A 23,719-nucleotide genomic window follows, 5' to 3' on the forward strand; every position below is an offset into this window, starting at 1 on the left:
ATTTGTTCGGGGACGGACACTACACTGTCCGTTTCCGAACATTGAAGACGCTCAAAAAATAACAACAAAAACCTAAAAATCAATACATTATATTTATGGCAAACGAATTGAACTAGCTGAATTTGCTATTTTTCATATAGCAATGCTTCTTTCTAAAGTGAGCTTGCGGAGATGAATATAGTCTAATTAATAGTCTAAATGCTCATGATCATGGTAAAGAATTATTTTAAAATCGCTTGGAGGAATATTAGAAAAAACAAAGGATTTTCTCTTTTAAATATGTTTGGACTTAGTATCGGAATAACATGTTTTCTATTGTTGGCAGCATATATATACCATGAATCAAGCTATGAGCGTTTCCTCCCTAATGCCGACCGTCTTGCCTATATCAGCCTCACCTACAAGTCGCCAAACAGCACGGAAGAAGTAAATTCTTCGGTAACACCAACAGGCCTAGCTCCGACCATACAAGCAGAATTTCCAGAGGTAGAACAGGCAACCAGACTTTACGGCTATACCAAAGGCAGTAAGATAGAATACAAGGAAGCGTTGATCACTGAAAAAGGTCTATTATATGCAGACCAAAATATTTTTAAGACATTAGGCTATAAATTTATTGAAGGGGACTCGAAATCAGCGTTAGCAGAGCCTAATCAAATTGTCCTAACAGAGAAATTAGCGGAGAAATATTTCCCTAATCAACCGGCGATCGGTCAGACGCTATCCATTGATAAAGTCAACTGGAAAATCACAGGCATTATCGCAGACTTGCCTACAAATACGCAGCTGAATTTCTCTGCACTTCTTTCCAACAAAGGATTAGAACGCTACAAAGAAATGGCTTGGTCATCTGCGAATGATATCAGCATAGCACTCTTAAAAAACAAAAATCAATTCAGTTTGATCCAGCAGAAATTAGATCAAATGGCAAAATCAAAATTTGCTGAAGCAACAAAACAAGGCTATCAATTTCGATTTGTCCTAGAAAAGCTGACCGATATCCATCTTCATTCCAAGGCTGCAGGTACAGGTAACATGACCTCTATCTATATTTTAATAGCCTTGGGTACTGCACTCATTATCCTAACCTGTATCAATTTTACAAATTTGGTCTTGGCACATGCCCTCGAACGAAAAAAAGAAATCGGGGTCAAAAAAGTTTTGGGAGCCGCAAGGAAAACAATATTCTTTCAATTCTTTTTTGAATGCAGTATCATGGTCTTTCTGGCTGTCGCTTTTAGTCTTCTGACGACAGTACTCCTGTTACCAGTATTCAGTTCATTTATGGGCGCCGAAATGAAATTGACTGTATGGACAGACCCTCGGTTCTACGCTACTTTACTTGCTTTCGTTGTCCTGTTGACACTCCTATCAGGTGGCTGGCCAGCTTATTCGATCGCCAGTTCAAAACCTATTTCTATTTTCAAACGAAAACTTACTGAAAAACAACATGGAATATCACTAAGCAAAGTACTCGTAACTTTTCAGTTCAGTATCTCTATATTCTTTATTATCTGCACCTTATTTGCCAGTAGACAGATGGATTTTATCCAGTCCAAAAATACAGGTTTGGATCGCTCTGATATGCTAGTCATTGATGGACGAGGATGGCAAGATAAAGAAAGACAATTGTTAAAAGACAAATTACTGCAGCTCAATAGTGTCCAAGGAGTGACTGCTTCGTATGATAACCCAGTCAATATCCAAGGCGGATACAGCATTAGTGAGGTAGAGGGGCAACCCAGTGATTTTGATATGAATGTTACTGCAATCCCGATTGAAAAAGATTTTGTATCCGTTTTTCATATCCCAACTGTCGCTGGCGCACCGCTTTCAGATACGGATATCTTACGCGCACGGGATACCATCTCACCAGAATATGGTTTTGTAGTAAATACCCTCGCGGCATCGGCCATGGGGTTTACGCCAGAACAAGCAATTGGAAAGAAAATCAATTTAAACGGACGCAAGGGAAGCATCAAACAAGTTGTTGCGAGTTTTAATTTTGCTTCACTCCACAACGAAGTCAAACCAATCGTACTTTTTCCTGAGTATTACTATTTCGGCAATATTTTCGTTCGGCTCAATCCTACTACGCCTCTAAAAGATGCCCTGGCACAAGTAAAAGCTGTCATCAAAGACATCGACTCAAAAAACAGTTTTGAATATCATTTTCTCAATGACGACTATAACAAGCTATATCTCAAAGATCAGCAAACAACCCGTGTAATGCAGCTGTTTTCGATCATTACAATTGCTATCGCCTGTATGGGACTATTTGCGCTATCAGCATACGCTGTGCAACAGCGCTTCAAAGAGATCGGTATCCGTAAAGTATTAGGTGCCTCAACAGGCAAAATTGTCCAGATATTAAGTGTGGACTTTATGGCACTGGTCTTCTCCGCTGTCTTAATCAGTGTGCCATTGGGCTGGTATGCCATGCACCGTTGGGTGGAAAATTTTGCGTATCACATTACATTGGACTGGTGGGTATTTATCCTGGCGGCAACCAGCGCATTATTGGTATCATTTGTTACCATCAGTTTTCAAACTGTAAAAGCAGCAATTGTAAACCCGGTTGATAGTTTAAGGGACGAATAGAAGAATCTTATCACGATCATTACTCAATAACTATGATAAAGAACTACATCAAAATCGCATGGCGGAACCTATGGAAAAGCAAGGGGTACTCTGCGATTAATATCATTGGACTTTCTATCGGATTGGCAGCAGTACTGATCATCGGTATATGGATAAAAAATCAATTGCAATTCGACAATTTCTACAGCAATCAGGAAAACATATATAAACTTTGGAATAAATATGAAGATCAGCAAAAAATCTCCGTAAATGATATCACTTCGGCACCAGCATCTCAGGCTTTGCTAGCAGATTATCCGGAGGTTGAACGCGCTGCGCGGATGTATTGGAGCAGCACCGCCCTGATGTCTTTTGGCGATAAGAAGATCAAATCCAAGGGAAATGAAGTTGATCCAGCCTTTATTGAATTATTTGATTTCAAACTTCTTAAAGGAAATAGTAAGGAGGCTCTAAAAGACACAAAAGATATTGTTTTGACGGAAAGTCTTGCTAAAAACATATTTGGAAAGACTGATCCAATAAATAAAACGCTTCTTCTCGACAATAAAGAACTGTATAGAGTATCGGCAATTATGCAGGATCTCCCCAGTAATACAAGTTTCGACTTTACCTATCTGATACCTTTAGAAAAAGCCGAAACCTATTCATCCGGCTGGGGTTCAAACACTTTCTATACTTATATCAAGCTGAAAGAAGGAACGGATGTTGATCTTTTTAATAAAAAACTAAATAATATAGTCAACAGGAAAACAAACAATGAAATAAAAGGTTCCATGTTCCTTTATCCGATGTCCAAAATGCATCTGTATTCAAAATTTGAGCAAGGCATTGCTGTTGGCGGAAAAATAGATCAAGTTAAATTGGTAGCGGGAATAGGTCTATTAATATTATTGATTGCCTGTATCAATTTTATCAATCTCAGTACAGCCCGCAGCCAGAAAAGAGCAAAAGAGGTTGCAGTAAGAAAAGTTGTAGGAGCCCAACGCTTCCATTTAATCATACAATTTCTCTCCGAATCCTTACTGTTAACCTTGATTTCAGGTATATGCGCCATTGTATTGACAATACTGACACTTCCACTCTTTAATCAGGTTTTAGATAAGGCATTAATCTTTTCATTTTCAGATTCGTCGATCTGGCTTTCTCTAATTGGTTTTATTTTCCTTACAGGGATACTGGCAGGGCTATACCCTGCTTTCGTGCTCTCCTCTTTCAAACCGATAAAATCGCTCAAAATATTTGGACGAACAAACAAGTTTTCCCTGAATTTTCGAGAATTACTGGTTGTCTTTCAATTTGGTGTTGCTATTATACTGATTATAGCAACCATTATCGTACGCAAACAGATTGAATATGCCAGCCAGCGTGAAATCGGCTATGAAAATTCGCAACTTATCGAAGTGCCCATTGAAGGCGGTATGGAAAAGAATTACGAGGCTATAAAGTCTGAACTGATCACTGCTAATATCGCCGAAGCTGTAACCCGTACAGGCTGGTCAATTACTAAAAATGGAGCCAGCTCCGGTGGTAGTTTTCTATGGCCTGGAGCTAATCCAGAACAAGCAAAAAAAATGGGATTTGAACTTGGACGCACGGAAAGTGACCTTGTTAAAACTCTCGGATTGAAGCTCATTGCTGGTCGCGACATCGACTATGGCAGGCTACCGGCAGATAGTGTTTCTGTACTGGTTAACGAAGCCGCTATCAAAGAAATGAAACTGGAGAATCCAATTGGAAGCTACCTCAAATGGGGCGATAAAACTTATACCATCGTTGGTGTAATCAATGATTATATTACGGGATCACCTTATAGTCCAATAACGCCCTTACTGATTTATCCTTCAAAAAATTGGATGTTGAATATGGTTATACGTACGAGTCCAAACAGAGCGATGGAAATGAACCTAAAGCAAATCGAGGAAATTATTAAAAAATTCAATCCAGCTTACCCCTTTGAGTACCAGTTTGTGGATCAAAAATTTGCAGCTAAATTCAACGATCAGCAACAGACAGCTCAACTTGCATTCATTTTTTCTGGATTAGCTATTTTCATCTCCTGCCTGGGCTTATTTGGGCTTGCTTCTTATATTGCTGAACTGAAGACTAAAGAAATTGGCATTCGTAAGGTACTTGGTGCATCGGTAAGTGGAATTACTGCCATGCTTTCCAAAGATTTTGTAAAGCTTGTCATTATTTCCATTCTAATTGCTTCGCCAATAGCTTGGTGGACGATGAACAAATGGCTACAGGATTTCTCGTACCGTATTGAAATACAATGGTGGGTTTTTGCATTAGCGGGAATTTCTGCCTTATTCGTCGCTTTCTTTACGGTAAGTACACAAGCCATAAAGGCTGCCAATAGTAATCCGGTAAAAACATTGAGAGACGAATAGCGATCAACATCGCGAGAAAGTCACCGTTATAAAATCAGAGACAATTGATTTATTTTTAAGCAATAAGGCCAAAAATTAAAAACGAAAGAGTAAAAATCATGATAAAGAACTATATTAAAATTGCATGGCGCAACCTGATGAAGAACAAATCCTTCTCATTGATTAACATCATTGGGTTGGCGATCGGTATGGCCGGAGCATTACTTATAGCACTTTGGCTGCAGAATATGTTGACCATGGATCGCTTTCATGAAAAGGGTGATCGCCTGTATGTATTGAGTAATCGTGACGAATTTCAGGGCGATAAATCAGCCTGGGCCTATACACCCAAAATATTGGCGCCCTCATTGGCAGCTGATTTCCCAGATATAGAGACTTTTACAAGATACAACGAGGGACATCAATTTTTAACAACTTTCAATGAAAAGAAATTAATTGCAAATACTGTTTTCATCGATCCCGGTTTTTTCAAGATGTTTTCTTTCCCATTTTTGAAAGGCGAACAGAATGTAATATTTGATCATCCCAAAGGGCTTGTCCTCACAGAAAGTTATGCCAAGGCTCTATTTGGCAGCGAAGATCCTATCGGAAAATCTGTCAAAATAGATTCGGTTAATCAGGTCTCTGTACAAGCGGTGCTCAAAGATCTTCCGAGCAATTCAAGTTTTAAATTTGACATCCTGCTTCCCTTCGAGTATGCAAAAATAATTGGCTATGTAGACGACAACTGGAGCAATAACTCAATCAGCACTTATATTTTATTAAAAGAAGGTGTTTCAGTAACGGCATTCAATGACAAAATCAGAACATATTTAAGAGACCATATCAATGCGAGCAACAAAGCTGAAGGTTATACTTCAGCCAGAAATACCGGTGAGATTTTTGCCTTTTCCTATCCCGATTCTTTCCTTTATAACAGTGGCAAAGGGGGGAATTATACTTCGGGACGTATTGATATTGTCAAGCTTTTTGCCTGGATCGGAGTTTTTATTTTATTGGTCGCCAGTATCAACTTTATGAATCTGAGCACTGCGCGTTCGGAACGCCGCGCAAAAGAAGTCGGTGTCCGCAAAGTAATTGGCGCAAATAAGACAAGCCTAATGGCGCAGTTCCTCGTTGAAAGCATATTGATCAGCCTGATCGGCATGGTACTCGCGACTATACTTGTCTTTATTGTCCTGCCATTTTTTAACGAGCTTGTCGGTAAACAGCTTAGCTTATCGTTATTAAGCTTCCCCACCTGGCTATTTTTAATTGGCTTTGCTTTATTTACAGGTGTTTTAGCTGGTACTTATCCCGCTTTTTTCCTTTCTTCATTTCAACCTATAAAAACCCTAAAAGGAAAATTCGTTTCTAAAACGAGGGGTCTTAGTATTCGCTCCATCTTAGTGGTCATTCAATTCAGTCTCGCGATTATATTGATTATCGCAACGGTCATTGTCGCCAAACAAATCCAGTACACTAAACAGCGCGACCGTGGTTATAATGAAAATGGGTTGCTTTATAGCAGTATCAAAGGTGACTTAGAAAAGAATTATAAAATTTTACGCGACGAATTACTAGCCAGCAACGCAGTTGTTTCTGTATCAAAAAATATGTCGCCAGTAACCGATTTCTATAGCAATGGCTGGGGATTTACGTCTGGGACACCAACGGAACAGGACAAACGCATTTCCTATAACCGTTTTAGTACCGATGCAGATGCCGTAAAAAATCTAGGCCTAACTCTTATACAGGGGCGGGATATCGATATTTACAAGTTTGCGACAGACAGTACTGCTTTGATTTTAAATGAATCCGCGGTAAAAAGTTTGCACCTCAAAAACCCGGTCAATAGCATTGTGGATGGTGATGGAACAAAATGGACCGTAGTTGGAGTTGTCAAAGATTTCATTATGGGATCACCTTTTGGAGACAATAAACCTATGGTGATACTAGGGCCGCAAGCCTGGTTTACAACGATTCATTATCGTTTAAATACAAACAACAACATTGCAGACAACTTAAAAACAATTGAGTCAATCTTTAAAAAGTTCAACCCCGACTATCCTTTTGAATATCAATTTATTGATAAAACATATGAAGAAAAATTTAAAGAAACAAAAGCTATAGGTACACTGGCCATGGTCTTTGCTGGACTGACGATCTTTATTTCCTGTCTCGGCTTACTGGCTTTAATTGCCTATATGGCCGAAACGCGCATGAAAGAAATTGCCGTTCGTAAAGTTCTTGGCGCGAGTGCCACCCAAGTAACATCTCTACTTTCGACCGATTTTATCAAGCTTGTCGTCATCGCAATTTTTATCGCCACACCTATTGCTTGGTGGGCCATGGATAAATGGTTACAAGATTACAGCTATCGAATTGAGATACAGTGGTATTACTTTGTCATTGCTGGACTATTGGCTATTCTGATCAGTATGGCCACGATAAGCTATCAAGCAATTAAGGCTGCACTGGGTAATCCTGTCGATAGCTTACGTGATGAGTAGCTTAAAGTCAAACAACATTTTTTTCGATAGCTTAAAACCAGATAGAAGACTATGAATTCATTCAAACTTGCTCTTCGCAGCATCATTGTCAAACGACAATATACCTGGATCAATATCTTGGGTCTAAGTATTGGGTTCTCCTTGTGTCTTCTTGTATTCGCTCTTGTCATTGAGGAAAATTCGTACGACAAAAGCTGGAAAAATGCGGATCATCTCTTTCGGATTGTCACGATAGATTCAACGGCTGGCCTTGAACGCCAAATGTCCAGGACATTCGTTAATTTAAGTACGGAACTCAAACAAGTATTTCCGGAGATTCAACATGAGGCTCGGATAGAATCCAGAAAATATTATTTAAAACCGCATGCAAGCTCAGCACAGCCCATAGGCATACAGGTTTTGGAGTCGGAAATAAATATCTTGGATATGTTGAGCATCAAGGTTCTCGAAGGCAATCCCAAACAGCTGGTCCAAGGAAAAACAAACTTGCTCATCGGCAAAGAATTCAAAGAAAAGTACTTTAAGAACGAAAATGTCATCGGCAAAGTCATCCAAAGTGCCGACCCCTATACCGATAAGCCATCCGATTATATCATCACGGGTGTTATGGATATTCTTCCTTATAATTCAACGCTCAGAGCTTCCGCCATTGCTTTAGTCCCCAAAATATCGATGGAATTAAGCAAAGATGGCTCAGGCTACTACACCGAACAATTTGTACAACTAAAACCCGGGACACCAAGAATAGATCTCGAGCAGAAACTAAATCATTGGTATAAAGGATACCTCAGTCCTAACACAAAACATGTGACTTCATTTCGCCTGCAGCCTATTCAGGATATATATATGGAGCCATTAGGCAGTGCAGATATCAGCGGCAACCAAAAAACAACAAACATATTTGTGGGTGTTGCCGTTTTGGTCTTTATTATTTCCTGTATCAATTTTATTAATATTTACGCTGGAAGAACAGTTAAAAAATTAAGAGCACTTCATATACATAAAGTATTGGGGGCCAGCCGAGCCCAGATGATCAGACGAATGCTGTTAGAAACAATCCTACTGTTTTTTATTTCTGCGTTATGTAGTTTGGTACTTTTTAGACTTGGATTGTCCCAACTGGAACACTTTATAGGCTATGATCTCGCTTATATTAAATCCATACAGCTCCCGTTGCTATTGGCCTTTATGACGACATCAATCGCCCTCGGCCTGCTAATTGGTTTTTATCCTGCATGGCTGATCTCTGGTATTAAGAGTTCAGATGCCTTAAAAAATAAGCTATCAAAAATTCCCCATGCGGAAGTCTTTATCAAAAAAATGCTTATCACTACACAGTTTAGCATTGCCATTATCGTCATCATTGGCCTTATAACAATCAAGTCCCAACTCAGTTATATGCAAGCAGCTCCCTTGGGAATGGAAGTCAAAAATGTGCTAAACATCGACTATTTCAATAAGGGTACACAAAATACAAATATAAAAGATCGAATTGGTCAACTTACTGGGGTTGAATCGGTCAGCGTCGCTGCCTGGACGCCGACAATCGGGTCAGGCTACCTTGCCAAGACAATCGTTGACAAGGACGATCCAGGGAAAAATATCCAAGTCAGTTTCATCGGTGGCGATGTCGATTTGCCCAAGACTTTGGGAATCCAGCTGGTTAAAGGTCGATTATTGACTCCTGAAGATTATACGCATGTTGAAATGGATCTGGGAGAAGATGAAGGTATCAATAATGCCCTTGTGACCGAAAGTACGGCAAAAAAGCTTGGGATAAACAAACTCGGTATCCTGTATAAAGACCTTCAAATTATCCCCGTCGGAATCATTAAAGATTTCCATAGTGAGTCTTTTCGTAGCAAAATAGTACCAACAGTAATTTTGGCAAAAGATTTTAACGGAAGCGGCAATATTCTGATAAAAGTAGGGAAAGGACAAGAACAACAAATCTTTCGATCGGTATCTCAAATTATACAAAATACCTATCCTGATAAACACGTTTCCTTCCATTGGATAGATGAGTTGATTGCAAAACAATATGAAAAAGAGAACAAGCAAGTGCAATTATTTATCCTATTCAGTGCATTGACATTGTTGATCTCCGCCTTAGGAATTACAGGATTGATTATGCAAAATCTCGAACAGCGTACTAAAGAAATTGGCATACGCAAAGTACTAGGCGCTACAGTGCTTGACATATCACGTCTCTTTTCAAAAGATTATCTCATCTTATCCACCTTGGCTATTTTTATTGCCAGTCCAATAGCGGGGTATTTTTCAAAAAAATGGCTTGAAGATTATGCGTACAATGTGGGCGTGCAATGGTGGTTCTTTATCCTTGCCGCGCTTGCCATCTTTTTGATCAGCATCATTACTGTCAATTTCCAAACAATATGTGCCGCACTAAACAATCCAGTAGATAGCTTACGAAACGAGTAAATATTCATTTATAGTAATAGAGGGGGCCTCAATATGATCAAGAATAATTTAAAAATAGCATGGAGAAATTTAACCCGCAATTTCTCTACCTCGTTTATCAACATCGTTGGGTTGGCCATGGGCATTGCAACCTGCCTTCTGATCAGCTTATATGTGACCGATGAATTTAGTTTTGATCGTTACAACGAGCATGCAGACCGTATTGTACGTGTTGTTTTCAGAGGAACGGTTAAGGGCGGAACGATCAATGAGGCACATGTAATGCCACCTGTAGCTTCGACGATGAAGTCAGAGCTGCCCGAAGTTGAAGAAACTGCACGACTAAGAATAGGTGAATCGCCTCTATTTGTCGTCAATAATAAAGTTTTCCACGAAGAAAAAATGGCTTTCGTGGATGCTTCTTTCTTCAAAATTTTCACATTCCCTTTTATTAAAGGGAATTTGTCTACAGCTATTTCTTCCCCTAATTCTGCAGTGATATCCTAATCCACCGCCTTAAAATACTTCGGCACAAACGATGTTGTCGGTCGAGACCTCATCATCAAAGACAATACAAATATTCTCAAAATCACTGGCGTAATTAAAGATGTTCCTCAAAACTCCCATTTTCATTTTGATGTATTTACCTCTTTGGATGCACTGGAAGATTCACGTTCAGATTCATGGATGACCTCCGAATACTATACGTATGCGCTTCTTTCAAAAAATGCATCACGTGAAAAGCTCGAAAAAAACTTAGCCACCCTATTCGACAAACATGTTGCCACATAATTTATGGCAGGTTTTGGCATGAGTTACCAAGAATACAAGAAAACGGGAAATAAGATTGGTCTTTACCTACAGCCGCTCACAGATATCCATCTATATTCGAATTTCAACTACGACCTCAGCGCTTCGGGGGATATACGTTACGCTTATATTTTTAGTGCTATTGCACTCTTTATGCTATTGATTGCTAAAATTAATTTCATGAATTTATCTACAGCCAGTGGCTTTAGGCGGTGTAAAGAAGTAGGTGTACGAAAAGTATTGGGTGCTGACAAACAAAACCTGATGCGACAATTTATGCTGGAGGGCGTCCTCCTGACTTATATTTCCTTGGGAATAGCTCTGGGAATTGTTTTACTTGCCCTCCCCCTATTTAATCAGATTTCCGGAAAAGAGATTGATATTCAAAAACTTGAAATATCTAAAATCATCCCCATCTTACTAGGTTTTGGTCTAATTGTCGGTCTATTTTCCAGTAGCTATCCCGCGTTATATCTATCCTCATTTAATCCGCTACGGGTATTAAAAGGGAAAATAAGCCGCTCGACTAAAGGCTTTAATTTACGTAGCGGACTTGTTGTATTTCAATTCATCATTTCCGTCGGACTTATCTTTGGAACCGTGGTGGTTGTTCAGCAGCTGGATTATATGCGTCATATTAAACTTGGATACAACAAGGATAATGTCCTTATTATACCGAGCTGGCCTTTGGGGAAAAACGAAAAGACATATTATAATTTATTGATGCAAGATAGCAGAATCAAGCATGTCTCTCATTCGTCCTATCTCCCTGCCGGAGAAAGTAACAACAACAATTTTTTCATCTATCCAGATGGCAATACTGATCAATGGGTCAAAACGATTCGTTACGATATAGATGAAGAATATATTCCGGTTATGGGGATGCAGCTTAAAGAAGGACGAAATTTCGCAAAAACATTTGGTAATGACAGCCTTTCTGTCATCATCAATGAAACCGCGGCAAAAGATCTAGGTTGGAACAATCATAGCCTTGGTAAAATATTGACCAATAAAGACAACAAAAGCTATCGTGTTATTGGTGTCGTTAAGGATTTCCATTTTCGCTCTTTACATGAGCAGATCTCCCCGCTTGTGATGGTTCTTAGCGATCAAGCCGGGAGTTTGATTCTCAAAACCCAAACAGCCGATATGGAGAAGCTCATTCAAAAATTAGCCTCTCTCTATCGATCCTTTCCAACAGACATTCCATTCAGCTATTCCTTTCTGGATGACCGATATGCACAGACCTACCAAGCAGAAGTGAAAACGGGTAAATTACTGAGCATCTTTGCGGGACTGACTATTTTTGTGGCCTGCCTTGGTTTATTCGGCTTGGCTATTTTCACCGCCAATCAACGCAGAAAAGAAATAGGGATCCGAAAAGTTGTTGGAGCTACAGTTCCCGACATCACGCGTATGCTTTCCTCGGAGTTCGTCAAACTCGTGCTAATAGCCATTATCATTTCTTCTCCCCTAGCTTGGTGGATGATGCACAAATGGTTAGAGAATTTTGCGTACCGTATTGAGATGCAATGGTGGATGTTTGTACTAGCAGGAGCACTAGCCGTTTTTATTGCTTTAATTACTGTAAGTTCACAAGCGATACGAGCGGCCCTAACAAAGCCTGTTGACAGTCTACGTGATGAATAAAAAACGTTTATAATTATCGATACAATAACCTCAAACAATGATTCAGCTATATTTTAAATCAGCTTTAAGACAATTATTTAAACACGGCTACTATACAATGCTGACGATTTTCGGGCTAGGGTTAGCCATGGCCTGTAGTTTGTTTATCTACATCTACAATAGTTTCCAATTGAGCTTTGATCAGTTTCACGTCGATAAAGATCGAACCTTTTTAGTCGTACAAGATTTAAAATTGGACAAGATAGAACACAGCAAAGGGGGCGCTTATGCCATGTATGACGCCATATCTCGTGAAATTCCTCAAGTAGAAAAAACAGCATTATATATCGATAATAAAAATCTTACGCTACGTATAGAGGATCAATTATATCAGACAGCAGGCAAAGCGTCATTTACTTCCTCCAGCTATTTCAACATATTAAATTTCCCTTGGATACAAGGCAAACCGGAGGAACTGGATCAACCCAATACGGTAGCCTTGACTAAAAGTATTTCAAAAATTTATTTTAAAGATGAAAACCCTATTGGAAAAATAATTTTAGTAGATGGCAAATTCCCCATAAAAGTCATCGGTATCATCGATGACAGCAAGAAAAATTCCGATTTTCGTTCGGATATCTATATATCGTTAAATTCACTGACAAATTTATGGCAGATTCCCAAAGATGATGGATTCTTTCTCAATTGGGGCTATACTAATTCAAGTAACAACATCATACTAAGACTAAAACATACATCCGATCAGGCTGCTGTGGAGAAAAGTATACAAAAGCTAATCACGAAATATTGGGACAAGGATGTACTTCAATACTTTCATTATAAGCTACTGCCACTACCCCATTTTCATTTTGACGCGGATTATGGCAAAGGGACCCAACGAACCTTATTGAACATCTTAGTTGTTATCGCCGTGGGCATTGGTGTTATGGCATTTATCAACTATAGTAATATCGTATTTGCCCAACAAATGAACCGGAGCGTAGAAATGGGGGTCAGAAAAATACTAGGGAGTTCCAAGCAGCAACTGTATTACCAGTTTCTGATCGAAACCTTGCTGTTGACAGCGTGCTCAGTCTTATTTGCGTTAGTACTATTGGGTCTTTCCATCTCCTGGGCCAATCAATACCTATTTGAAGATGAGCCCGTGCAAATTATCAACCTGTATTCATTTTTGGGTACAATTGGAATACTTTGGGCCGCTACCGCACTAGTCACCTCTGTTTACCCGCTGATCTTTGTAAATCGAATGAAAATCCAGCAAGCCTTAAAAAAGTTGACCATAGGCCCATGGAGCTTAACCAGAAAATCTTTTATTGTCGTACAGAATGTAATCGCCATGATTCTTCTGATTGCCACGTTCGTTATTGTCTTACAGGTAAACCATCTCAAGCAGACCGATATTGGCTTTAATCGTGAACAAGTGGTTCTCTTTCCCATGACGAATAACATGCTGAAATCAAAAGAGAAAATTGTACATTTCCTTCGTGATCGAACGGAAGTGCAATCATTTACTTTCTGCGACAATCCGCCATCACACGAAAAAGTATGGGGTGGAACTTTTCAATTTGATAACAGATCAGAATGGGAAAAATGGCCTGCTAAGTATGCAATCGGCGATTCAACCTATATCAGGACCTTTCATATCAAATTATTGGCCGGACGGAATTTTGATGACAATCCACAAAATCCAGAGTTTTTAGTCAATCGGCAGATGGCTACTACATTGGGATTTAAAAACCCCAATGATATCCTTGGTCGAAATTTGAATGCTGGCGGGCTCAATGAAGAGCACATCGGAAAAATTGTAGGTGTGGTTGCAGATTTTAGCACCAATTCGCTCAACGAGCCTATATCCCCTACCGTAATTGGCTACAATGAAAGCCGATTAAAGAACCTGGCCGTTAAGTTTAAGGGACATAAGCAAGATATATTATTGAAAACGCTAGCGCTACAATGGAAAAACTGGTATCCTGATGAAGTTTTCCAATATAAGTTTTACGATCAGCAAATTGCTAACCTTTATAAAAAAGAAGCGTTGGTTGAAAAACTTATCTGGATTGCGGCTATTGTATCGCTATGTATCAGCTCACTTGGTTTTTTAGGTTTGCTGTCCATCAATATCCTCAAACGCACAAAAGAAATTGGCATACGAAAAGTACTTGGCGCTTCCGTTTCAGGTATTGTCATTTTGCTATCTCAGGACTTTTTCAAGTGGATGGCTATTGCCTTCACCATTGCCACTCCTGTAGCATATTATCTCATGGAGCACTGGTTAACTAATTTCCCATTCCGAATAGAAATTAGCTGGTGGATCTTTTTCCTTGCTTTCTGCACTGGATTAATCTTGACGTTATTGGTCATTGCACTGCAATCCATCAAGGCTGCAATAGCAAATCCGGTCCATAGTTTACGGAACGAATGATTGACTGCTTCGGCATGGAAGAGGATCTCCAGCTACAGGCATCCGCCGAGCTGGAGATTGAATGCTGTACAATATTGAACGGCAAACTGTCCGATATCGAACAGCATTCAGCAGCACATCAGCAATAAAAAAACTAACTATCAACAACATACAGACTTGGCCAAACATTTGTATTTTTAGTTTTCTATGTCGAGGCCCCATTATACAAACAGCTTCATGAACGGAATAAATTCTTAGTATAAGACAATGAACTTTACAAACTTCAAAATTGCTTGGCGAAATATCGGAAAGAAAAAAGTGCAAAATCTGATCAATCTAATTGGATTGACCTGCGGTATTACTTTTCTACTACTTGTTGGCGCCTATGTATGGGATGTACACCAAGTGAATAGCAATATCAAAAATATTGATCGGCAATTTTTGTTGCAAAGCAAGTATAAGAAAGAAGGATTTGGTATTAACTTAACCACGTTAGGGGCGCTCCCCAAAGCCTTATATGAGGAGTATCCTAATCTCGTCTCTAATTATTATCGGATTGATGGATTGACAGGTATCGTAGCAAACGGAGCAACAATCCATGAAGAAGGGATGTCTCTCGGAGATCCTAGTCTATTGACGATGTTCGGATTCCATATTCTAGCGGGTAACGCCAATACTGCCCTGAATAATCCTTTCTCAGTTGTCATCAGTGACAAAGCAGCCATAAAATATTTCGGCCATGCGGATGTACTTGGAAAATCGCTACAAATAAAAAATTTCAAGGGTGAAAAACACGATTTTGAAATTACAGCAATCATCAAATCCGATGTCCAAAATGCCATTATGGATCTCACAAAGAATATGCATGCAGACATATTTTTACCGATCATCAACGAGCAATTCTTTGGCCGATCTATAGACAATTGGAATAATCCATATATTGCCGGCTATATTGAATTGAAGCCAGGTGTCAGCTCGGAACAAGTAGATGCTGCCATAGAGACGCTGGTAGGCAAAAATACAGATAAGGAATTTTCCAGCCAATATAGCCCTAGTTTAAAACCATTGAAAACCTATTATTTGGACGACAACCAGGGGGCTGTTCGCAAAATGATACAGACATTGATCTTGACGGCTATTTTTATCTTGACCATGGCCATTATAAATTTTATTAATTTTAGTATCGCTCAGCATATTACGCGATTAAAGGAAATGGGTGTTCGCAAGATGATGGGATCGTCTCGGGTGCAGCTTATTAGACAACTGATGACCGAATATATCCTGATCGTGGCCATAGCAACATTAATCAGTCTGCCAATCTATATCGTGACAAGCCCAATCTTCGAACATATCTTGATGCGCAAGCTCCCTACGTTAATGGAATTGCCGATTTATTTTTTTGGTCTACTGGGTATAATGACATTATTAATTGGTTTACTGGCGGGTCTATATCCAGCAATCAAGCTTTCCAATATAGCGGTACTTCCGGCAGTCAAAAATCAGTTTTCGACCTTGGGCGGCAAACAGCTGGTACGAAAAATTCTTTTGTTTTTTCAATTTGGGGTAGCCTTGCTGCTGCTGGCCTGCACACTAATTATTTCCAAACAGGTGGACCTATTTCTCCATAGCAATCTAGGTTACAACAAGGACTACTTATTAACCGTTCAAGTACCTAGAGATTGGTCCGAAAATGGTGTTCGCAAAATGGAGACTTTACAACATGAACTCAGCCAGCAACCAGAAGTAAAATCTGTAAGCTTATCTTATGAAACACCTGGATTACTGGGATTCAATATGCAATCTGCATTTGGTACGGTTGAAAACAAAGAAATCCAGGTACAACGGATTACAAGTGATAGTCACTTTTTGGGAACCTATGAGATACCGCTAATTGCGGGAACTTTTCTTCCTAAAAACTATGCTACTCATGCGGATAATAGACCAGTCGTCATCAACAGAAAGGCTATGGATGATTTTGGCTTTAAAAATGCCGAGCAGGCGATTGGTCAGCAAATAGCAATCAATGATCCTAGTTACAAAATGACTATTGTGGGCGTTGCTGAAAATTTTGTAGCCAACACACTTCATCAGGCATCCCCGCCTATTATCTGGATAGATGTACATGAGAGCCTTCAATACCGATACCTCAGTATTCGCTTACAAAAAGGCTCTCTTTCCAATGCAGTACAACAACTGGAAAAAAAGTGGAAAACGTTGCTACCTGATGCACCGTTCGAGTATAAGTTTATGGATGAACGTATCAAAAGTTTATATGAAACTGAGTTGCAGCTGCATCGCGCTTCCCAGATTGCTACGGTTGTTTCGCTACTGATCGTGGCATTGGGACTTACCGGATTAATATCGCTTTCCATCCATCTGCGCAATAAAGAAGTTGGCATTCGTAAAGTACTTGGGGCTTCACTAGCACATTTGATGTTACTCTTTTCAAAAGAGTACTACGGAATCTTCCTATTTGCTGCATTTACGACAGTTCCACTGAGCTATCTATTGATGCAATACTGGCTACAAAATTACATTATCCGAGTAGAAATCAATGCATTTACCTACTTGTTACCATTGGGCACGTTGATTGGTTTGCTGAGTTTATTGGTTGGTATTATTGTATTTCGATCAACTCGGTTTAATCCAGTTGAAAAATTAAGAGATGAATAATCTAAGAAACCAATCCACATAAACAGTATGATAAAGAATCACCTTAAAACCGCTTGGCGAACATTGATGCACAATCGGATCTATTCGCTATCAAATCTCATCGGCTTAACCATCGCGTTACTGGTATTTATGTTAATTAGTTCACTTGTCATTGATGAGCTTTCCTACGACAGACAATGGGGCAACTCCAATGAGCTTTACCGAATGAGGGTGGTACCCAAAGAAACACAGGAAGGTGTCAAAACCAATATTTCAGGAGCTCCTGAAGGTCTCTCAAAGGTCTTGAAAACTAATTTTCCTGAAATTTTAGGTTATACCACGATCAACAGTAGTTCACAGAAATTAACAATCGACGGTCTGTCAAAACAACTAGCTGAAATCAGTACCTTAGTAATTGACAGTGGTTTTTTCAATCTTTTTGATACAAAAATAATTGCAGGCAATCCAAAACAAATTATTGCAGGTGCAAAAAACATCACATTGACAGCCTCTGCTGTACAAAAATACTTCAGCGGAAAAGATGTACTCGGCAGCACATTCTACAATAAACCGCAAGAAGGGGAACCAGAGGCTTATTATGTCAATGCTATTATTGAGGATATTCCTCATAATTCATCCTTTCAGGCAGAAGCGCTCGTGCTGATGCCTAAGGTAAATGAATTCAATCCGACAGAGGCCGGCTCATTGCAAACACAAATTCTATTGCTCAAAAGCACAACTGATATTAACCACTTTTCGACCAAAATAAACAAATGGTACAATGGACAAAAACTGAATGACTGGGCGAAAAGTTTTAATCTTTTTATTGAACCCATCAAAGATATACACCTACAAAGTATTACAGGATGGGAGAATCCCATGCAAGATATTTATCTACTGGTGGGAATAGCGACACTTATTCTTATATTGGTCAGTATTAATTACATTAACCTAAGCTTTGCGCATGCCTTAAAACGCACACAACAGATAGGTATCCGTAAGGTATTGGGAGCAAGCCGAAAAAATCTAATCTTACAAATGGGCATAGAAAGTACAATACTCTTTGCCAGCTCTTTTCTGATCGCATTTTTCGGTTATATTCTTGTCAGTCCTGCATTTGAAAACTATTTAGAGCATCCACTGACAATGAGCTACCAGCATTCTTTATTCATGTTTGCTGGACTACTAACCACCTGGATAATTCTAGGCTGGCTGTGCAGTTTACCGACTGCGTTGTCTCTATCGAAAACACAGCCAACGCTTGAACTTCGGAAGCAACTTTCTTTCTTCAGACTTCCCTTAAATATGGCATTTACCAAAATACTGGTTGTCTTCCAATTTGCTATCTCCATCGTCGTAGCGATCTGCATGATGTCAATGCGGGCACAACTGCATTATTTGTATAGCAAAGATCTTGGCTACGAACCCAAAAATCTTTTAGCCATCAACTATACCTCTTGGGAAGGAAAGGATCAGGCTTTCAAACAGGAGCTATTAAAAAATTCATACATCGCATCGGTTAGCCTCACAAGCTGGACTCCCTTTAGCGGGAGTGCAGATTTTAAAATAGTAAAAGACCCTCACGACCCGAACAAAGAACTGCCTATTGTATTTGTTTATGCAGATTATGATTACATCAAAACAATGGGTATAAAACTCATTGACGGACGTCCTTTGAGTGCGGACTATGCACTGGACAGATCATTTACGGATTCGGTACACAATGGGCAACCAGTATTTACAAACATGCTCGTTTCCGAAGGAACAGCCCAACGGCTCCCTTTTAAACTCAATAAAAGTTTAGAGCTCCTAAAAAATACACCAGTGGGTATATTTAAAGAATTTAACGGAGCAAGTTTAAAGTTTCCGATCGGTCCCTTTGCAATTAAGGCAGAAACTGAATGGGAAGGTGGCTGTATGCTCATTCGAGTAGAGGAAGGCAAGAAAAAGGAAGCTTTAGCACTGGTAAACAAGACATGGAACAAATTTTTTCCAAACCGGATAGCGCAGATCAACTGGCAGGAAGATCAAGTACAGAATCAATATAACAAAGAAAAAAAACAATACCAGCAATTAGCACTTTTTACCGGTTCCAGTATGCTGATTGCCATCTTAGGGATCGTAGCTATTGCTATTTATACGCTAGAACGAAGAGTAAAAGAAATTGGTATCCGTAAAGTACTTGGGGCTTCCGTAAATACGATCACATATATGATTTCCAAATCCTTTATCTTACTCCTCCTAATAGCGATTCTAATAGCTTTCCCTATAGCATGGTGGTTTATGCATAAATGGCTAGAAAATTTCTTCTATCATATAGATGTACCGATCGTTCTATTTATTTTCACAGGGTTGTGTATTGGTTTGACAACTTTAGCGATTATCGCCACCCGCATATTCCAGACAGCCCGTATTAACCCTGTCAATAGTTTACGGGATGAATAAGAAAAAATAAGCCGTAGGTTATCTAAGCTAAAAAGTGTATTTATTATTAACCTATTGGGAATGGAAGTTTATAATTGGTGTACCTACGGCTTAGGATCTTTGAAGCAATTTTTAGCTGTTCGTGTTGGACAGCTAAAAATTGCTTATTTCTTTTCTGTCGAATCCGTGGGAGCAGCTAAAATATAACAGAATCCGTATTTAGATACTTTCCGAATAATTTTGCGTTCATCAGACCGATTAAGGAAATTATCTAGCACCTTAATCAGGTTTTTAGGATGTATATACCTTTCTAGTTTAGCACAGCATAAGTTGTGTATTTCATCAGGTCTCTTTTCCACATTAAAATATCCGATATCAATATTCTCATCCAAGAGAGTACTTATCTTTTTTACTTCTTCTATTGTCGAAATTTCATACGGGTCGAGATCATGTCGAATATCGATTAGCTTAAATTCGATTACTTTTTGATCTTGCTCTACATCAACTTTATACAGTTCATAAATAACGCGGTCACCCAATTTAGTTACATGCAATTCATATGTATACTTCTGTGACGACAAATCAATTCCGTAAGGCATCAATTCATTCATACTCTTTATTTCTAGTACAAGCTGCATGACAACCAAATCATGAACAAAAGTTCTTTTCCTTTTGAATGTCTCAACTTTATTTATAAAATCGAATGACTTTCCCATTAAAAAAGAAACTTCTTCGGGTGACAGGTGCCGCGAAATACGTTGTAGCAGCATACGATAATATATTTGCATGTCTAACTCTCCGCATCTCCTCCTATATACTTTTGTTTTTTGAAATTTCGCTGTTTTCATCATTGACATATTTAAATGATATAGATTTTCAATACAAAAGAATAGAAAATATTCCAAAAATAAAAACATTTGTATAAATAAAAATAACATTTTGTATATTTATCTATACAAAACAAGAGCATACTAAATCATAACTATGACAAAGCTAGGTGAATTTTTAGAGAAGAAATCCGTTAATAAATCGCGAATTGCGCGCAAAACAGGTTTAAGTAAGGCAAGAATTAATGAGTTAACGATGACCGAAACGGCTAAATTGCGTTTGGATGAAATGTACCTGATCGCATTGGCTATTGATACAGATCCAGCTAAAATGATGTTCGAACTATGTGATCATCTCCAGCTGAAAGAGATTGAAGAGTAAGCAATTCTCTATTTACCGTCAGCGCCTAGAACGTCTGTGCGATACTGAACGCCCAACTGTTCGATATCGTACAGACGAGCTTTTCAAATTTAAAACAACAAACTAGTTATCAACACATTAACAAAGTGGCAATGCAATTGATTTCAGCTTAAAAGTCTGTTTTGATTATAACTACCAGTCATTCAGACCTTAAAAATTTCTGCTATGATAGGAAATAATCTCAAAATAGCTTGGCGGAACATGGCGAAAAACAAGCTATATTCATTCATCAAGATTGGTGGCTTTGCCTTTAGTATTGCGATCTGTATTCTTATTGTTTTATATCTAAAACATGAGACGAGCTATAATAAGTTTTATCCGGCTATGGATAGAATTTACCGCTTGGTTGTTCAGTTACCCATAGAGAATAAAACCGAGCGCTGGGTTTCACTTTCTGCACCGGTAGCGCCAACCCTAAAAGCAGAAATACCCTCCATTGAGCAAACGGGGCGCATCCTACCTAATCCGTTATTCGGTGCGGGCAGCAACCAATTGTCATTAAATAACAGCCCGGATAGCCATTACGATGACGGATTTGTCTATGTCGACCAGTCCATTCTCGACATGTTTCCTATGCCAATGGTTTCGGGCCAGCTGTCCCATGCACTCGATAAGCCCAACACATTGGTTATTACCAGAAGCAAGGCCGAAAAATACTTTAAAAATGATCCAATTGGACAAACGATTTATCTCAACAACAATAAATCGAAGGCCTATACCATCACTGGGGTCATTGAAGATGTGCCCAACAATTCGACCCTTGCCGGTTATAGTTTTTTTATGTCGCTCGCTGGAGAACCTTTTTATCAAGGCGAACAGACTGCTTGGCTCAATAACAATTATACTGTTTATGTCAAATTAAAACCCAACGTAAATGTTGCACTGGCAGAAAAAGAAATTTCAAAGAATTACTTAGAGATACATTATCTCCCTGAATATCTAAAATCAGGACGGAAACTTAATCCGCTTTTCAAGCAGGCAAAAATAACTTTACAGAATGCACTCGACATGCATTTAAAATCTGTGGATATAAGCGACGATAAAGTTAGTACATTGAACAGAGGCGATATTCGCATGGTTTGGACCTTCGCAACAATAGCTTTATTTATTTTGTTCATTGCCTGTATTAACTTCATCAACTTATCGACAGCAAATGCAGCAACGAGAGCAAAAGAAATTGGTATCCGTAAGACTATTGGCTCCTCCAGGAAGCTGCTTGTTGGACAATTTCTTGTTGAAGCAATTTGTTATAGTGTATTGTCACTGATTATTGGGCTCTTTCTAAGCTGGCTACTACTACCCGTATTCAACCATCTAGCCAACAAATCCTTGACCATTCCTTGGATAGCAGCGTACTTCTTTCCTTCTCTTTTGGTGGCCATATTGGTGATCGGTGGTCTTGCCGGAATCTACCCAGCATTGTACCTATCCAAATTTAAACCAATTACCGCACTGAAAAACAATGTCATTGGCGCTAAATCTTCGCTGTTTAGGAATAGTTTGGTTGTCTTTCAATTCGCGACCTCAATTATCCTTATCGTTGGAGCATTGGTAACCAATAAACAGATAAACTACATATTGGACAAAGATCTGGGATTTGACAAGGAACAAGTCGTTGTGCTTCGCGGTATTGGAACATTATCGAAACAGCTTCCAAGTTTAAAAAATGAACTAAAGAGCCTCCCCAATGTTGCCTCAGTTTCCATGGGTGATTTTCTTCCAGTACCCATCGATGGAGCCAAACGAAATGGTAATCCGTTCTGGGTCGATGGCAGAAAAGATCTTGATATGGCTACACAGGGCCAATTTTGGGAAATCGATCAGGATTACCTGAGCACATTCGGTCTTCATTTAAATAAAGGACGAAATTTTGATCCCACCAGAGCCACCGATAGCAGTTCGGCTATTATCAATCAGAAATTGGCCGACGAACTTCACTTAAAGAATCCCATTGGTGCAAAAATCACCAATGGCAATACATGGACCGTCATTGGCGTAGTAGATGATTTTATTTTTGAGTCGCTAAAGGATAAGGGGTATGCAGGACTTTGTATGACATTACAAGGCAATCCTTCCCTCCTCTCTATTAAGGTAAAACCGCAACATCTCAAAGAGACGCTCGCTGATATCACAGGAGTATGGGACAAATTTGCCCCAAATCAACAAATTAACTACAGCTTCTTGGACGAAGGTTTTGAGGCTCTTTATCAAGACGTGGAACGGACCAAGAATATATTCACTTGTTTCGCTCTTGTTGCCATTTTTGTTGCTGCACTCGGGCTTTTCGGTCTCGCAACTTATGTGACACAGCAACGGACCAAAGAAATTGGCGTACGTAAGGTCCTTGGAGCCAATGCGATTAGATTACTCCGATTATTGTCTGGAGATTTTATAAAATTGGTGTTTGTAGCCTTGGTCATTGCTACACCAGTTGCGTGGTGGGCAATGAACCAATGGCTTACTGATTTTAACTATCGAATCGAAATAAATTGGCTATACTTCATTCTTGCAGGTATGAGTGCCATTTTAATTGCTTTAGGCACAATCAGCTATCAGACTTGGAAAGCCATTCGCGCCAATCCGGTGGATAGCCTGCGTGATGAATAAATACAAAAACTGTAAAAGAA

At 39.2% G+C, this 23,719-nt stretch carries 12 protein-coding genes; 11 read left to right on the top strand and 1 reads right to left on the bottom strand.

The features are described from left to right. Positions 1 to 279: 279 nt before the first annotated feature. From B3H30_RS03245 to B3H30_RS03285, 9 genes are all read left to right on the top strand, one after another. Complete coding sequence (locus B3H30_RS03245) at positions 280 to 2,601, top strand: ABC transporter permease (RefSeq protein WP_286833256.1); 2,322 nt, start codon at positions 280 to 282, stop codon at positions 2,599 to 2,601. 32 nt (positions 2,602 to 2,633) lie between these two features. Beyond that, the gene (locus tag B3H30_RS03250; protein WP_286833259.1) at positions 2,634 to 4,994 is read left to right on the top strand and encodes an ABC transporter permease; all 2,361 of its coding nucleotides are present in this window, start codon (positions 2,634 to 2,636) and stop codon (positions 4,992 to 4,994) included. A 98-nt stretch (positions 4,995 to 5,092) separates the two neighbouring features. Then, positions 5,093 to 7,486, top strand: coding sequence for an ABC transporter permease (locus B3H30_RS03255; RefSeq protein WP_286833260.1), 2,394 nt, complete (start codon positions 5,093 to 5,095; stop codon positions 7,484 to 7,486). 51 nt (positions 7,487 to 7,537) lie between these two features. Beyond that, the gene (locus B3H30_RS03260) at positions 7,538 to 9,928 is read left to right on the top strand and encodes an ABC transporter permease (protein WP_115047335.1); all 2,391 of its coding nucleotides are present in this window, start codon (positions 7,538 to 7,540) and stop codon (positions 9,926 to 9,928) included. Positions 9,929 to 9,961: 33 nt separating this feature from the next. Next, positions 9,962 to 10,414, top strand: a complete 453-nt coding sequence (locus B3H30_RS03265) for an ABC transporter permease (protein ID WP_286709617.1) — start codon at positions 9,962 to 9,964, stop codon at positions 10,412 to 10,414. A gap of 303 nt (positions 10,415 to 10,717) precedes the next feature. Beyond that, positions 10,718 to 12,367 carry an ABC transporter permease gene (locus tag B3H30_RS03270; RefSeq protein ID WP_286833264.1) on the top strand — a complete coding sequence of 550 codons (1,650 nt, stop codon included), beginning with the start codon at positions 10,718 to 10,720 and terminating at the stop codon, positions 12,365 to 12,367. A gap of 97 nt (positions 12,368 to 12,464) precedes the next feature. Continuing rightward, positions 12,465 to 14,789, top strand: coding sequence for an ABC transporter permease (locus B3H30_RS03275; RefSeq protein WP_172840647.1), 2,325 nt, complete (start codon positions 12,465 to 12,467; stop codon positions 14,787 to 14,789). A gap of 246 nt (positions 14,790 to 15,035) precedes the next feature. Further along, positions 15,036 to 17,441: an ABC transporter permease gene (locus B3H30_RS03280; protein WP_075991154.1), complete on the top strand. Its 2,406-nt coding sequence runs from the start codon at positions 15,036 to 15,038 to the stop codon at positions 17,439 to 17,441. Between the two features lie 27 nt (positions 17,442 to 17,468). Then, entirely contained in the window at positions 17,469 to 19,865 is a 2,397-nt protein-coding gene (locus tag B3H30_RS03285) for an ABC transporter permease (protein ID WP_075991153.1), read from the top strand. A gap of 143 nt (positions 19,866 to 20,008) precedes the next feature. Here B3H30_RS03285 and B3H30_RS03290 read toward each other — a convergent pair whose 3' ends face one another. Continuing rightward, entirely contained in the window at positions 20,009 to 20,632 is a 624-nt protein-coding gene (locus tag B3H30_RS03290; RefSeq protein WP_157625898.1) for a hypothetical protein, read from the bottom strand. 196 nt (positions 20,633 to 20,828) lie between these two features. Between B3H30_RS03290 and B3H30_RS03295 the strand changes: the two genes are divergently transcribed. Beyond that, on the top strand, positions 20,829 to 21,053 hold the full coding sequence (locus B3H30_RS03295; protein WP_070566237.1) for a helix-turn-helix domain-containing protein: 225 nt from the start codon (positions 20,829 to 20,831) through the stop codon (positions 21,051 to 21,053). 204 nt (positions 21,054 to 21,257) lie between these two features. Next, positions 21,258 to 23,699, top strand: a complete 2,442-nt coding sequence (locus tag B3H30_RS03300; RefSeq protein WP_075991151.1) for an ABC transporter permease — start codon at positions 21,258 to 21,260, stop codon at positions 23,697 to 23,699. Positions 23,700 to 23,719 lie beyond the last annotated feature (20 nt).

The organism is Sphingobacterium sp. UBA7038, from assembly GCF_002494055.1.
Lineage (GTDB): Bacteria > Bacteroidota > Bacteroidia > Sphingobacteriales > Sphingobacteriaceae > Sphingobacterium > Sphingobacterium multivorum.